We start from the raw sequence: 13,974 nt of genomic DNA, 5'->3' as shown, positions 1-13,974 counted from the left end.
CACTCTTTAATCAAAAAAGAGTGGCGTCTCTTTTTGTTTTTCAAAGCCTTGCTCTTCATCGATCAATACAATTGTCTCTTTTTGACAAGGACTACAGTAAAATAGGTGAGCACAGAGATCGGCCGACTGATCGTTTTGAATATGATTTGTCAGCTTCACCGTATCAATTTCCTCATATGCGCTATACTTATCAAAGTAGTCGGTGTACTTTCCACAGTCTTGCATAGGACGATTGCATAAATCACATGGTTTTGAGACAACTCTAAATCCGTTACACACAGGACACGTTCCACTCATTCACTGAAACCTCCAATACACAAAAAGGGGAAGGTTCCCCTCCCCCTACAGCCATGTTATTCAGTTATTACTGCTGACCACCGAATTGACGTTCTGCTTGTTGTACAAGACGCTTAGTGATCTCTCCACCTACAGATCCGTTAGAGCGTGCAGTAGAATCCGGGCCAAGTTCAACACCAAACTCCTGAGCGATTTCATACTTCATTTGATCTAATGCTTGTTGTACACCAGGTACAACTAGTTGGTTTGAGCGGTTTGCCATGTTTCTCACCTCCCTTGTAATCATAGTTTGGTTAAAAACACAAGGTCTATGTGTAAAGTTAAATAGTAATTTAAGGAATATATTTTAGAGTAGAGATTGAGAGGTTTTTCAAGTTGAAGGTAGAAGGATGCATTTCATCATGGCTCGTACAGTGAAGCGTGGATTTGGTGTTCAACTTAATTGTGGTGTCTTTCTTTTAACCCATCAAAAAACCGGCCTGTCAGCCGGTTTTTCTCTAGCCTATTTCAGTGATGGGTCAATCATGAGCGTTGGTTCTGTTACTTGTTGAATATCATCCACAGAGTAGTCCCCGATGATTTCTTTCAACAATAATCCGTCTTCCGTTACGTCCATTACGGCACGATCCGTAATGATTCGATTAACCACTTGTTTACCAGTAAGAGGTAAGCTGCACTCCTTTAAGATCTTTGGTTCCCCTGCACGGTTTACATGCTCCATGATGATGACCACTTTTTTTGCACCGTGAACAAGGTCCATCGCACCACCCATGCCCTTAATCATTTTTCCTGGAATCATCCAATTGGCCAAATCACCGTTTTCAGCTACTTCCATCGCTCCTAGAATAGCCACATCAATATGACCCCCTCGGATCATGGCAAACGATTCAGCACTGCTAAAATATGACGCTCCTTTTATGGCAGTTACTGTTTCTTTTCCTGCATTGATCAAATCGGCATCCAACTCTTCCTCCGTTGGGTACGGCCCAATACCTAACAATCCATTTTCGGATTGGAGGACAACTTTCTTATTTTCGGTAATATAGTTGGCTACCATCGTCGGCATTCCGATGCCTAAATTGACATAATCACCATCGTGAATTTCCTTTTCTGCCCGCCTTGCGATCCGTTCTCTTACTTTTTGACGTTCAACAACACTCATCCTTCGTTCGCCTCCTCCAATTAGACTTGAGCCAGCGTCTTTCTTTCGATCCGTTTCTCTTGCTCTCCTACAATTAGCTGATTTACGTAAATACTTGGCGTATGAATTTTTTCAGGATCAAGCTCCCCTGCTTCTACTAGGTTTTCAACCTCTGCAATGGTCACTTTACCAGCAGCAGCGACTAGGGGATTGAAATTTTGAGCAGTCTTCCTATAAATCAAATTACCGTGTGTATCTCCTTGATATGCTCTTACTAAACTGAAGTCTGCTGTAAACGCTTCTTCAAGCAAGTATTCTTTGCCGTCAAATACACGAACCTCTTTTCCTTCAGCCACTTTTGTTCCTACTCCTGCAGGAGTATAGAATGCGGGAATTCCCGCACCACCGGCACGGATTCGCTCGGCAAGTGTCCCTTGTGGAACAAGCTCAACTTCCAGTTCTCCGGCCAAAACTTGACGTTCAAACTCTTTGTTTTCCCCTACATAGGAAGCATAAATCTTATCAATCTGCTTGTTTTCAAGAAGAAGCCCCAAGCCCCAATCATCCACACCGCAATTGTTTGATATGACAGTCAAATGTTTCGCGCCGTTTTCCCTTAGTGCTTTAATTAAGTTCTCCGGGATTCCACACAAACCAAAACCACCTACAAGTAGCGTTGCACCATCTTTGATTTCACTTACAGCTTCCTCAAAAGAAGAATGAATCTGTTTCACGCTTTTCCCCTCCTACGTGTGTTCTTTACACGGGATAAACAGGATGTTTACGCTGTGTAAAGACTTGATTTTTTGTTCGGTAAAGTTCAAAACGCTGTTCCAATTCGGCTCTCAATTTGTTTGCAGGTACAATCTCATCAATGATCATTTCTGAAGCCAAACGGTAAATGTCGATGTTCTCTTGGTATTCTTTACGTTTTTCTTGAATAAAGGCTGGTCTTTCCTCAGGTGACAGTGCTGCAATTTTATTGGCATACACAGCATTGACTGCAGCTTCAGGACCCATTACAGCGATTTGTGCCGAGGGTAAGGCGATACAACAGTCAGGGTCGAATGCTGGTCCTGCCATGGCATAAAGTCCAGCTCCATAAGCTTTTCTTACAATGACACTGATTTTTGGTACAGTCGCTTCTGCCATAGCTGAGATCATCTTCGCCCCGTGGCGGATAATTCCGGCTTTTTCCACCTTTGTTCCAATCATAAAACCCGGTACATCTGCCAAAAATAATAGGGGAATATGATACGCGTCACACAAGGTGATAAAGCGTGCCGCTTTGTCTGCCGAATCGGGAAATAAAACGCCGCCTTTTTGACGAGGCTGATTGGCAACGATTCCGATTGCTTCTCCGTTGATTCTTGCAAAACCGGTAATCAACTCTTTTGCAAACAAGGCCTTTATTTCAAAGAAGCTACCTTCATCAGCAATGCGATCGATAAAGTCTTTCATTTCAAAAGGAGCATTTTGATTGCTTGGAATCAGCTCTTCAAGTGTCTTTTCAAACTCTGGAGCCGGCTTGCTGTCGCCAATTTTCGTTTTATGTTTATAGTTACTTGGAAAATAAGATAAGTATTGTTTCGCTTTTTCGATGCCTTCCTTCTCGGAGGAAACGAGAATATCACCGCACCCGGAAACAGAGCAATGCATCTTTGCGCCACCCATTTCCTCAAGGGAAACCTTTTCACCGATAACCATTTCAGCCATACGCGGAGATCCTAGGTACATAGAAGCATTCCCATCAATCATAATCACTACGTCACAAAAAGCAGGAATATAAGCACCACCTGCAGCTGACGGGCCAAACAAAATACATACTTGCGGGATTTTCCCCGATAATTTCACTTCATTGTGAAAGATCTTTCCCGCTCCCCGTCGATTTGGAAACATTTCCAACTGATCGGTGATTCTTGCTCCTGCAGAATCGACCAAGTAAAAGATCGGAACTTCAAGTTTATCTGCTGTTTCTTGGATGCGAATAATTTTCTCGACGGTTTTCGCTCCCCACGAGCCCGCTTTTACTGTAGAATCATTCGCCATAAAACAGACCGTCTGACCATTAATTTTTCCAGTTCCCGTTACAACCCCATCAGCTGGCAACCCCTCTTTTTCTGAGTTTGCAAACAGACCGTCTTCAGCCCAAGAGCCTTCATCAAGCAAAAGGTTCAACCGCTCCCGAACAAACATTTTTCCTTTCGCTTCGTTGCTCTCATGATATTTTTCATTTCCCCCACGAGAGATCTTCTCTACTTTTTCTTGCCATAGTGCTTCATGACTCATATTCCATTCCTCCTTGGCAGACTTACTTACCTGTATATTGCGGCTTTCTTTTTTCTTTAAATGCGTCCAATCCCTCGATACGATCTTCTGTGGGGATCGTGATTTCGTAGGCTTTCGCTTCAATGGCGATGCCTGTTTTCAAGTCTGTGTTTGCACCTTGATTCATGGCATATTTGGCTTGTCTTAATGCTACAGGGCCGTTTTGGGCCATCTTTTCTGTAAGCGCTTTAACTTCATCGTATAATGACTCAGCCGTACTCACACGACTTACTAGACCCCACTCTTTCGCTGTGTGAGCGTCAATTTTTTGACTTGTAAAAATCATCTCTTTCGCTCTGGACATCCCGATTGCTCTAGGCAAACGCTGTGTCCCACCAGCTCCAGGAATAATAGCCAAAGATGTTTCTGTTAATGCAAAGGTGGTGTGCGGTGTACAAATCCTGATATCACATGCCAAAGCAAGTTCGAACCCGCCCCCAAATGCCGGACCATTTAACGCACAAATCGTTGGTGCCGGGAAATCGTCGATTAAGTCAATCGTTTCTCTGATCCTCTTTACTGCATTGGGCACTTCTTCAACAGGCAATTCCCGACGTTCTTTCAGGTCAGCTCCTGCACTGAAGACTTTTTCACCAGTGGCTGTAATGACTAGTGCTCGCACCTTCTTGTTGGTTGCAAGCTCGTTGATACCTGCAGCAACCTCTTCAAGGACTTGCTTGTTAAGAGCATTGGCAGCCTCTGGCCGATTAATCGTCAACCATGCTATGTGGTCATCTTGCATTTCAATATTTACAAAGCTCACTTTACTCACTCCTTGCCCACGTTTTGTTCTAGTCTAGTGACAGCCATTTGATGACTGCGCAAAGGTTTATTTAAAGACGCTTCAATGAAATGCCCCGATTTTAAAAGCTTTGAAAGATCGACCCCGGTTGAAACGTTCATTTCGTTAAGCATATGAACAAGGTCGTCTGTAGCCACGTTCCCCGAAGCTCCTTTTGCATACGGACAGCCACCCAAGCCGCCCAGTGCACCATCAAAAGTCGTAATACCAGCTTTTAGACCAACGAGTGTATTGGCAAGTGCCATCCCCCTTGTATCATGAAAATGAAGAGCGATTTGTTTAAAGGGAAGGCTATTCGCCCATTCGTTTAAACACATTTCCACCTGACTGGGATTCCCAACACCTACCGTATCCCCTAAAGACACTTCATATACACCCATATCGAACAAGCGAAGAGCAATTTGTTCTACTTGTTCTGATGGTACGTGCCCTTCGTACGGACAACCAAAAACTGTAGACAAATACCCTCTGACCTTTTTCCCCGCGGCCATGGCTTCACGTACGGTTTCTTGCAGGACAGGCAATGTATCCTCGATCGATTTGTTAATGTTCTTTTGGTTATGGGTGTTACTAGCCGACATGAACACAGATACTTCATCCACATCCGCTTGGAGAGCTTTTTCGAGGCCTTTCATATTTGGAACGAGAGCGGCATAGGTGACACCTGGCTTACGATTAATTCCTACAGCCACTTCATAGGAGTCCGATAAAGCAGGGATCCACTTCGGATGAACAAAAGAGGTGATTTCAATATATGAAAGACCTGTTTCAGATAGGGTATTGATCCATTCAATTTTTCTTTCCGTTGGAATAAAGGATTTTTCATTTTGCAAGCCGTCTCTTGGTCCAACTTCCTTTATGCACACGTGCTCAGGATAGCTCATGAGAACCTCCATTTAAAACAGTTAAGGAGTAGCATCCTTGCGACTCCTTAACGTTTGATTATTTTAAAGTAAGTAAAACATCGTCTTCGTTTACAAAGCTGCCTTCTTCTACTTTTAGTTCATCGACAACACCGGATTCTTCTGCAGTTATCGGAATTTCCATTTTCATGGATTCAAGAATAACGACTTCTTGCCCTGCCGTTACTTCATCTCCCACTCCCACTTGGATCTTCCATACGTTTCCGGCCATATTCGTTTTGACTTGTTTCATTGCTGTTCACTCCCGGCTTTATACTTGTGTGCGCTTTTTCTCGATCACGTACGTTTGTACGAATTGCGTTGTAGCCAATCCTTTTTTAAACACGTCGTGCGCCAAGGTCTCAAGCAGCATTGGAATGTTAGTCTTAATCCCTTCTACTTGAGCTTGTTCGAGACACTCAATCATCTGCTCAATGGCTTCGGATCGTGATTGCCCCTTGGCAATGACTTTTGCAAGCATCGGATCGTAAAACGGTGTTACTTGTGTCCCTTCTTCTACACCAAAGTCATAGCGGATGCCTTCCATATGAGGAAAAGACCAACGCTTTAACTTCCCTGGGGAAGGAAAAAAAGTAACAGGATCTTCTGCGTAAATTCGCACTTCGATCGCATGATCATATGACACATTTCTCTCTTTAAAGTCAGAAATCCTTTTTTCTTCTGCAATTCTGATCTGCCATTCTACTAAGTCAATCCCAGAAACTTCTTCTGTGACTGGGTGTTCCACTTGCAATCGGGTATTCATTTCGAGAAAATAGATGTTCTCATCTTGATCGACAAGAAATTCGATTGTCCCTACATTTGTATAGCCAATGTCTTTAGCGGCTTTTTCAGCATACTGGTAAAGAGCTTTTCGTGTAGACTCACTTACATTAATTGCAGGCGCCTCTTCAATCACTTTCTGGTTGCGCCTTTGAATGGAACAATCACGCTCACCGATGCATTGAACGTGCCCATGGATATCTCCAGCAACTTGAGCTTCAATATGGCGAGGGTTTTCAATAAACTTTTCGATGTACAGTTCGGCAGAGCCAAAGAAGGTCTCCGCTTTTTTAATAACGGAAGGCAGAACCTTGACTAGCTCATCTCTATGCTCAACCCGCTGCATCCCTATGCCGCCTCCACCGGATGCTGCTTTAATCATGACCGGATAACCGATGTCTGCACACGCATTGGCAACAGCACTTTCATCGTTCGTATCTTGAATAGTAGTCCCAGGAACAACGGGAATACCTGCGTCGATCATCGCTTTTCTCGCTGCGATTTTATTCCCCATGGTCTCCATGATTTTTTCATCGGGTCCAATGAATGTTAGACCTGCTTCTTTTACACGCTTACTGAATTCAGGGTTTTCAGAGAGGAATCCGTAACCGGGATGAATGGCGTCTGCGCCAGTTTCTTTTGCTACGTTAAGAATGTTCTCCATGTTTAAATAGCTTTCCTTTACCCTTGATCCTCCTACATAACGAGCTTCATCGGCCGCTTTTGTATGAACACTTTCTTTATCTGCTTCAGAAAAGATCGCTACGGTTTTAATTCCTAAACGCTCACACGTTTTAAAGATTCGTACGGCAATTTCACCGCGATTGGCAACTAATAGTTTTTTAATCATGATAAAACTCCTTTCATACCTCGCTTGGATTACCCTCGTGGGCAGCCGATTTCCCTTGCGATTACAAGTCTCTGAATTTCAGATGTTCCTTCTCCGATTTCCATCAGCTTTGCATCTCTTAAGTAACGCTCTACTTTATACTCTCTCATGTATCCGTAACCCCCGTGGATCTGGATCGCTTGATTACACGCTCTCGTCGCTGCTTCGGAAGCGAATAATTTCGCATACGCTGATTCCTTTTTAAACGGCTTCTTTTGATCTTTCAGCCACGCTGCTTTATGGACCATATTACGAGCAAGCTCTAATTCCATTGCCATATCGCTTAGCTTGAATTGGATCGCCTGGAAACTTCCGATTGCTTTTCCGAATTGTTTTCGTTCTTTACTGTAAGCAAGTGCTGCTTCATAAGCGGCCTGTCCGATTCCCACTGCGAGGGCCGCGATTGAAATACGTCCACCATCAAGGGTATATAAGAACTGATTGAATCCTTTGTCCGGATCACCCAAAATATTCTCTTTTGGTACCCTCACATCTTCCAAGTGAATTTCCGTTGTGTTCGAGCCACGAACGCCGAATTTTTCATAATCACTTCGAATGGTCACACCTGGTGCATCGGTTGGCACAATAAATGCGGATATTTTCTTCTTCCCGTTCGAATCAGTTCCATTTACAGCTGTAACAATGACCATTCGTGAATAAGTCGTGTTCGTAATCCAGCATTTTTCACCGTTGATCACATATTCGTCCCCATGTTGCTCCGCCCTGGTTTGGGTGCCCCCGGCATCAGAGCCTGCATTTGGCTCTGTCAATCCGAAGGCTCCAAGCGTTTCACCACTGGCAATAGGTACGAGGTATTCTTGCTTTTGTTCTTCCGTTCCAAAATAGTAAAGTGGGGAAGCCCCAAGAGAAACTGCTGCTGCATAGCTCAATCCTGTACCTCCGCATGCCTTACCGATTTCCTCTACAGCCAGGGCATACGAAATTGTATCACCACCAGATCCTCCGTATTCTTCTGGAAATGGAATACCTAAAAGTCCTAGCTCTCCAATTCGTTTAAACGTTTCTTCAGGAAAGCGACTCGTACGATCGACCTCATCCGCTTTCGGTTCAATTTCTTTTTTTGCAAACTCCCTTACCATTTCTTTAATCATTTGCTGTTCTTTTGTTAATGAAAAATCCATATGATCCACTCCCTCTATGAAATTCAGTTAAAATGTAAAGGCTTTCATTTTACTTTATAAAAAAAGACATCCTGACTGAGCAATCGTTCAGTTTCATTATAGGGAAGTGAAATTGAATTGTAAATAAATTTATATTATTAAAAATTATGTGAACATTTGAACTTTATGTCGTATAAAAACGCGCAGGCGACATTTGTATCTCACCTGCACGAGAGATTGATCATACGAGTTCAAGCATGCGATTCAATGCAATCTTGGCGTCCTTCTTTATGATATCGGACACTTGAATGATGTTATTTGAATGGTTGTTTGCGATGTTCTCCAATGACCAGGCAAGGTGAGGCAAATCGATACGGTTCATCGTTAAGCATGGACACATATATGGGTTAACGGAAACGATATCCAGATGAGGATTGTCTTTGATCAATCGTTTGACCAAATTCATCTCGGTACCGATCGCCCACTTACTTCCCATAGGAGCGTTTTTTATCATGTTAATAATATAGCTCGTTGACCCTGCGAAATCACTGCCTTGGACCACTTCCCACGTACATTCTGGATGAACCAAAATGGCACGGTCCGGCTCTTCTTCTCGAAGCATACGTATATGTTCCATTCTAAAGTTTTCGTGAACGGAGCAATGACCTTTCCATAACAGCACTTTAACGTCTTCGGTAGCCTCTCCTTCAAGTTCATGGGTAATCGGGTTCCAGATACGCATTTGTTCAAGAGGAATGCCAAGATCATAGGCAGTATTCCTTCCTAAGTGCTGATCGGGCAAGAAGAGAATTCTCTTCTTTTCCTTTAACGCCCATGATACGATTTCTTTTGCATTGGATGAGGTTACACATGCCCCGCCGTGTTTCCCAACAAACGCTTTAATGGCTGCGGTTGAATTCACATAGGTGAGGGGGATGATCGTTTCACCGTAAAGATCTGTAAGCTTTTCCCAAGCTACTCTGGTCTGCTTTTCGTCTGCCATATCAGCCATGGAGCATCCTGCTCTCATGTCGGGTAAAATGACCTGTTGCCGTTCTGTTGTTAGGATGTCAGCTGTCTCAGCCATAAAGTGCACACCACAAAACACAATATAATCCGCTTGTTTGTTCTCGGCACTAAGCTGGGCCAACTTTAACGAGTCCCCCGTATCATCGGCGAATTGAATCACTTCATCTTTTTGATAGTGATGACCAGGGAGGTAAAGGCGAGGGCCCATCTCTTTTTTTATTTGTTTAATTAGAGTCATAAGCTCGGTTTCAGATTGTTCTTTGTAACGACCAGGCATAACGGATCGTTCATTTAATAAGCCTTCCAACACACTCACAACGAGTCACGCTCCTTATCTTGAAAAGTGAGGCTAATGTCAAGTGCCGATACGGAATGAGTCAATGCCCCCATGGAAATACGATGCACGCCCGAGGCCGCGTATTCTGTAATTGTCTTATCTGTGATGTTTCCAGATACTTCTGCCGTAACTCCGTCCGGAATGTTATCCATCCACTCTTTAGCAGTTTGTGGGGATACATTATCAAACATAATGACGTCAGCCCCTGCCTCTACAGCTTCTTTTAACCCTTCCAACGTTTCCACTTCTACTTCAATTTTCACCATATGACCGACGGAATCTTTTACGCGATTCAAGGCTTCCGTTATGCTTCCACAAGCAGCAATATGATTGTCTTTAATGAGTACTGCGTCATCCAAGCGGAAACGATGGTTTTTTCCTCCTCCGGCTTTTACAGCTGCTTTTTCAAGCATTCTAAGTCCTGGGGTCGTCTTTCGTGTATCACAAATAAACGCGGGATAATCTGATACACTGTCAACCGCGCGCTTTGTAGCTGATGCGATCCCTGATAATCGCTGAATCACGTTTAACAACACTCGTTCTGTTAGTAAAAGATCCTTCGTTTTTCCTTTAACAGTGGCCAGAACATCCCCTTTTTGGACTTTCTCCCCGTCTTTTTTATGAACCGTGACCTCCGTTTGAAGACCTAATTCTTTATATCCCGTTTCAAGAATTTGTTGTCCAAAAAAGACGCCATCGTCTTTAACAATGTAATCTGCTACCGATTCATCCTCATCTGAAAAAATCGAGTCGCTCGTCAAGTCTGTAAAGCCGATATCTTCTTGCAACCACTGTTCAAGCATTGATTTAAGCATCCACTTGTTCATATCCGTTACCCCTCTCGCTCTCGTAAGCTGTTGTACTAATCTTCTCACTAATATGACGGAACACCCTCTCCCCTAACCACCGATCACGATTTGGAAAAGGATAGTCACACCTATAATGAGTCCCCCTTGATTCGGTTCTTAACAGTGAAGAGGAGGCTAAAAGCCAACCAACGATTAGCATATTACTTCTCTCTATTTCTTCGTCCGTCCACTGTTCACGCAGACTATGTAAATGGTGCTTAACATAGTGGTCCTCAAACCACGCAATGGCCCTTGTAAGACCTTTATTATCCTTTTCAATACCGACCTTATCCGTAATCACGCGCCTAATGGTTGTTTGATCAGGAAAGTGGGTAGGTTTTAGATTCACCCTTCGTGTAGTACCAAGCGTGTGTTCTTGAGGATTGTCATTCTTAAGAATATGCTTTGCTGCTCTTTTTCCGAAAACGATGGTCTCCAATAAAGAATTACTCGCTAATCGATTGGCTCCATGGACACCGGTGCAGGCTACTTCGCCGATTGCATATAGCCTATGTACAGACGAACAACCGTTTACGTCTGTGTGAATTCCGCCAATCGAAAAATGGGCACCGGGTCGAACCGGTATCTTCTTCTCATCCAAATTAATTCCTGCATTTTTGCACATAGAAGTAATCGTGGGAAACCTTTCAGTAAACTGAGGAACTCCAGAAATATCAAGGTAAACCTTTCGACCTTGTTTCACATTTTCATAGAGTACTCTCGCAACCACATCCCTAGGTGCTAAATCTTTCAATTCATAATGAGCCATGATTCGATCACCTTGGTCATTGACTAAGATTCCTCCCTCGCCTCTCACCGCTTCAGACACAAGTCCCCCACCACCGTTATTTGTCCAAAGGAGAGTGGGGTGAAATTGGGTGAATTCCAAATCGGATAATCTCGCCCCCGCTCGGTAGGCAAGAGCAATCCCTTCTCCTACAAGTCCAGGATCTGTGGAAGAGGTTTCGTAAAGCCCTCCATATCCTCCTGTAGCAATGACAACCGCATCACCGAATACATGCTCCACTTCTCCAGCCTTTGTTTTGACCGAGATCCCTTTACAGCTCCCTTCCTTTATGATTAAATCTACGACGCTTTTATCTGAAACAAGCGCGATCGATAAACATGTTCCAACCCTATGCTCCATCATTCGTTTTCCTGTTTGATCACCACCGGCATGAAGAATGCGCCTCACTGAGTGAGCTCCTTCCAACGACAACGCCAGTGCTCCCTTGTTGTCTTTGTCAAAAGCCATTCCTTCAGCGAGCCACTCCCTCACTGCTTGAGTCCCTTCTTTCACAAGGATTGTTGCCGCCTCTTGATTACAATGGTCTACCCCGGCAAATAGGGTATCCTCTAGATGTAGGTTTGGGTGGTCGTTTTCATCAATCGCAGCAGCAATACCACCTTGGGCTCTCCAAGAGCTCCCTTGCGTCTGCTTTGTGAAAATAATCACATCACAATCCGTTGATAATTCTTTCGCTGTGGTCAATGCAGCAAGACCGCTCCCAAGTATGATGACAGTCTTTTTTTCCATCCATACACCTCCTCATTATTTACAGGTGTCTTGACACATATCTTTACATAACTTTACACTGAACACAACTGTTTTATTTATCGAAAGGATTGAACCATATGATTTTCTTGGACTACGCTTCCACTTCGCCAATGAGTAAAAAGGCATTAGCTGTTTATCACGAAACAGCTGCACATGTGTTTGGAAATACGGCAAGCCTTCACGAAGGGGGATTTGCTGCCACGCAAATCTATGAAGCTTCTAAAGACGTGATTGCCGGAAAGCTTGGTGCTTCCCCTGATGAAATCTTTTTCACAAGTGGTGGTACAGAAGGAAACGAACGAGCAATTTACTCTTTAACAGCACCGTTTATAGGAAAAAACAAGCATGTAATCACAACAAAAATTGAACATCCTTCCGTTTTATCCGTATTTAAAGCACTTGAAAACGATGGTTTTCACGTGACGTATTTGGATGTTGAAAAGGATGGTATGGTTAACTTACGTACACTCACAGATTCTCTTACAAAGGAGACTGTTTTGGTATCTATCCAACATGGAAACTCGGAGATAGGCACCTTGCAACCTCTCCAAGAGATCGGACATGTGTTAAACGAGAGAGGGATTTTATTTCATACAGATGCTGTTCAGACTTTCGGGAAGATTCCCTTTACAGTAAAAGACCTTGGTGTTTCTGCCTTAACGGTGTCGGCTCATAAAGTTTTCGGGCCAAAAGGTGTAGGGGCTGTGTATATAAAAGAGGAAGTCCCGTGGAATCCAGTTAGTCCCCTTACTAGCAGAAGTCATGAACGAGGGTTTCGACCTGGAACCATAAACACCCCTGGCATCGCCGCCTTCGCTCAAGCAGTTCTTGACATAAACATTGAGCAAACAAAACGAGAATTGGAGAAGATTAGGACGTTTTTTATTGAGTATTTAACCTCCAACATTCCAAAAGCCATAATTGAGGGGTCCTTCTCACAAAGATGCCCGCATATCATTGGCTTTCGTATACCACAAATCGAGGGTCAATACGCCATGTTATCCCTTGATCGTTACGGCATTTGCGTATCTACAGGCAGTGCTTGCCAAGTTGCCAAACAAGAAGGTTCCCATGTATTATCGTCTATAGGTAAGAATAACCAAGAAGCACGAGAATTTGTCCGTGTATCGATTAGTCACACCACGACATACAAAGACCTAAAACGCACCGTTGACGTATTAGTTAGCTTGATAGGAAAAACAGAAGAGGAGTTTTATAATGACGAAGAAGTGGCTCGGGGAAGAGCGTAGATCAAACATTGTCACCATGTTAAAAGAAAGTGACAAACCAATAACAGGTTCAGCTTTTGCAGAACAGATGAATGTGAGCCGCCAAGTGATTGTTCAAGACATTTCCTTATTAAAAGCCAAAAATAACCCCATACTCGCAACATCACAAGGCTATGTATTGGTAGGAAAAGAAGACGAAAAAGGCGTAAAGCATCAACGAATCATTGTTAGCAGTCATACACCAGCCCAAACAAAGCATGAATTATTTCTACTCGTCGATCACGGTGTCACTGTACGAGATGTCATCGTTGAACACCCTGTCTACGGAGACCTTACTGCATCGATTATGGTAAGTAACCGTGTTGAAGCGGAAAAGTTCATTCGAAAAATTGAACTAAACAAAGCGGCCTACTTGTCGGAACTTACAGGCGGTGTCCACCTCCATACTATTGAAGCACCTACCGAAGACCTTTTGGACGAAGCTATTGCGGTCTTGAAAAAAGAAGGCTATCTGTTGGAGGAAAAATAACGGAAGAAAACCTTCATAGAGGAACTAACTTGACTAATGCCAACTCTAACTTTAGAGGCCTCCTCCCTTTACACATAACAAAAGGCACAGAATAAGATCGTATCTTTTCATAATGGGTTCCGTTTCCTATCACAAAACGTCAATTTGCAAACCAATTACGCCCGCTCATATCAATTTTTGC

At 43.5% G+C, this 13,974-nt stretch carries 15 protein-coding genes; 2 read left to right on the top strand and 13 right to left on the bottom strand.

Features of this window, described 5'->3' with window-relative positions:
• Window positions 1-6: 6 nt before the first annotated feature.
• From G476_RS0104555 to nadB, 13 genes are all read right to left on the bottom strand, one after another.
• Complete coding sequence (locus G476_RS0104555; protein WP_026689038.1) at window positions 7-297, bottom strand: hypothetical protein; 291 nt, start codon at window positions 295-297, stop codon at window positions 7-9.
• Window positions 298-364: 67 nt separating this feature from the next.
• The gene (locus G476_RS0104550; protein ID WP_026689037.1) at window positions 365-559 is read right to left on the bottom strand and encodes an alpha/beta-type small acid-soluble spore protein; all 195 of its coding nucleotides are present in this window, start codon (window positions 557-559) and stop codon (window positions 365-367) included.
• Between the two features lie 240 nt (window positions 560-799).
• Complete coding sequence (locus G476_RS0104545; RefSeq protein WP_026689036.1) at window positions 800-1,459, bottom strand: CoA transferase subunit B; 660 nt, start codon at window positions 1,457-1,459, stop codon at window positions 800-802.
• A gap of 20 nt (window positions 1,460-1,479) precedes the next feature.
• On the bottom strand, window positions 1,480-2,172 hold the full coding sequence (locus G476_RS0104540) for a CoA transferase subunit A (RefSeq protein WP_026689035.1): 693 nt from the start codon (window positions 2,170-2,172) through the stop codon (window positions 1,480-1,482).
• Between the two features lie 25 nt (window positions 2,173-2,197).
• Window positions 2,198-3,727, bottom strand: a complete 1,530-nt coding sequence (locus G476_RS0104535) for an acyl-CoA carboxylase subunit beta (RefSeq protein ID WP_026689034.1) — start codon at window positions 3,725-3,727, stop codon at window positions 2,198-2,200.
• A 22-nt stretch (window positions 3,728-3,749) separates the two neighbouring features.
• Window positions 3,750-4,508: an enoyl-CoA hydratase-related protein gene (locus tag G476_RS0104530; protein ID WP_035186658.1), complete on the bottom strand. Its 759-nt coding sequence runs from the start codon at window positions 4,506-4,508 to the stop codon at window positions 3,750-3,752.
• A 26-nt stretch (window positions 4,509-4,534) separates the two neighbouring features.
• Complete coding sequence (locus tag G476_RS0104525) at window positions 4,535-5,452, bottom strand: hydroxymethylglutaryl-CoA lyase (RefSeq protein ID WP_026689032.1); 918 nt, start codon at window positions 5,450-5,452, stop codon at window positions 4,535-4,537.
• A gap of 58 nt (window positions 5,453-5,510) precedes the next feature.
• Window positions 5,511-5,723, bottom strand: coding sequence for an acetyl-CoA carboxylase biotin carboxyl carrier protein subunit (locus G476_RS0104520; RefSeq protein ID WP_026689031.1), 213 nt, complete (start codon window positions 5,721-5,723; stop codon window positions 5,511-5,513).
• Window positions 5,724-5,741: 18 nt separating this feature from the next.
• Window positions 5,742-7,103, bottom strand: a complete 1,362-nt coding sequence (locus G476_RS0104515; RefSeq protein WP_026689030.1) for an acetyl-CoA carboxylase biotin carboxylase subunit — start codon at window positions 7,101-7,103, stop codon at window positions 5,742-5,744.
• A 29-nt stretch (window positions 7,104-7,132) separates the two neighbouring features.
• A complete protein-coding gene (locus G476_RS0104510; RefSeq protein ID WP_026689029.1) occupies window positions 7,133-8,284 on the bottom strand; it encodes an acyl-CoA dehydrogenase family protein in 1,152 nt (383 codons plus the stop codon).
• A gap of 220 nt (window positions 8,285-8,504) precedes the next feature.
• Window positions 8,505-9,608: a quinolinate synthase NadA gene (nadA, locus tag G476_RS0104505; protein WP_026689028.1), complete on the bottom strand. Its 1,104-nt coding sequence runs from the start codon at window positions 9,606-9,608 to the stop codon at window positions 8,505-8,507.
• Complete coding sequence (gene nadC / locus G476_RS0104500) at window positions 9,605-10,456, bottom strand: carboxylating nicotinate-nucleotide diphosphorylase (protein ID WP_026689027.1); 852 nt, start codon at window positions 10,454-10,456, stop codon at window positions 9,605-9,607. Before nadC ends, nadA begins: the two co-directional genes overlap by 4 nt.
• Window positions 10,437-12,014 carry an L-aspartate oxidase gene (gene nadB / locus G476_RS21250; RefSeq protein ID WP_051314653.1) on the bottom strand — a complete coding sequence of 526 codons (1,578 nt, stop codon included), beginning with the start codon at window positions 12,012-12,014 and terminating at the stop codon, window positions 10,437-10,439. Before nadB ends, nadC begins: the two co-directional genes overlap by 20 nt.
• Before the next feature lie 98 nt (window positions 12,015-12,112).
• Between nadB and G476_RS21245 the strand changes: the two genes are divergently transcribed.
• Together G476_RS21245 and G476_RS0104485 are read left to right on the top strand one after the other, a co-directional pair.
• Entirely contained in the window at window positions 12,113-13,285 is a 1,173-nt protein-coding gene (locus G476_RS21245; RefSeq protein ID WP_051314652.1) for a cysteine desulfurase family protein, read from the top strand.
• Complete coding sequence (locus tag G476_RS0104485; protein ID WP_026689026.1) at window positions 13,254-13,793, top strand: transcription repressor NadR; 540 nt, start codon at window positions 13,254-13,256, stop codon at window positions 13,791-13,793. The genes G476_RS21245 and G476_RS0104485 overlap by 32 nt, the downstream gene beginning before the upstream one ends.
• The last annotated feature ends 181 nt before the right edge of the window (window positions 13,794-13,974 follow it).

Source organism: Alteribacter aurantiacus DSM 18675 (assembly GCF_000429705.1).
Classification (GTDB): domain Bacteria; phylum Bacillota; class Bacilli; order Bacillales; family Salisediminibacteriaceae; genus Alteribacter; species Alteribacter aurantiacus.
Note: the sequence above shows the minus strand (reverse complement) of the source record. Positions and strands in the feature narration are given on the sequence as shown.

Bases quoted from the DNA above. Each gene is read 5' to 3' on its own strand.
- G476_RS0104555 (WP_026689038.1), bottom strand. From the start codon at position 297: ATGAGTGGAACGTGTCCTGTGTGTAACGGATTTAGAGTTGTCTCAAAA.
- G476_RS0104550 (WP_026689037.1), bottom strand. From the start codon at position 559: ATGGCAAACCGCTCAAACCAACTAGTTGTACCTGGTGTACAACAAGCA.
- G476_RS0104545 (WP_026689036.1), bottom strand. From the start codon at position 1,459: ATGAGTGTTGTTGAACGTCAAAAAGTAAGAGAACGGATCGCAAGGCGG.
- G476_RS0104535 (WP_026689034.1), bottom strand. From the start codon at position 3,727: ATGAGTCATGAAGCACTATGGCAAGAAAAAGTAGAGAAGATCTCTCGT.
- G476_RS0104530 (WP_035186658.1), bottom strand. From the start codon at position 4,508: ATGCAAGATGACCACATAGCATGGTTGACGATTAATCGGCCAGAGGCT.
- G476_RS0104525 (WP_026689032.1), bottom strand. From the start codon at position 5,452: ATGAGCTATCCTGAGCACGTGTGCATAAAGGAAGTTGGACCAAGAGAC.
- G476_RS0104520 (WP_026689031.1), bottom strand. From the start codon at position 5,723: ATGAAACAAGTCAAAACGAATATGGCCGGAAACGTATGGAAGATCCAA.
- G476_RS0104515 (WP_026689030.1), bottom strand. From the start codon at position 7,103: ATGATTAAAAAACTATTAGTTGCCAATCGCGGTGAAATTGCCGTACGA.
- G476_RS0104510 (WP_026689029.1), bottom strand. From the start codon at position 8,284: ATGGATTTTTCATTAACAAAAGAACAGCAAATGATTAAAGAAATGGTA.
- nadC (WP_026689027.1), bottom strand. From the start codon at position 10,456: ATGAACAAGTGGATGCTTAAATCAATGCTTGAACAGTGGTTGCAAGAA.
- nadB (WP_051314653.1), bottom strand. From the start codon at position 12,014: ATGGAAAAAAAGACTGTCATCATACTTGGGAGCGGTCTTGCTGCATTG.
- G476_RS21245 (WP_051314652.1), top strand. From the start codon at position 12,113: ATGATTTTCTTGGACTACGCTTCCACTTCGCCAATGAGTAAAAAGGCA.
- G476_RS0104485 (WP_026689026.1), top strand. From the start codon at position 13,254: ATGACGAAGAAGTGGCTCGGGGAAGAGCGTAGATCAAACATTGTCACC.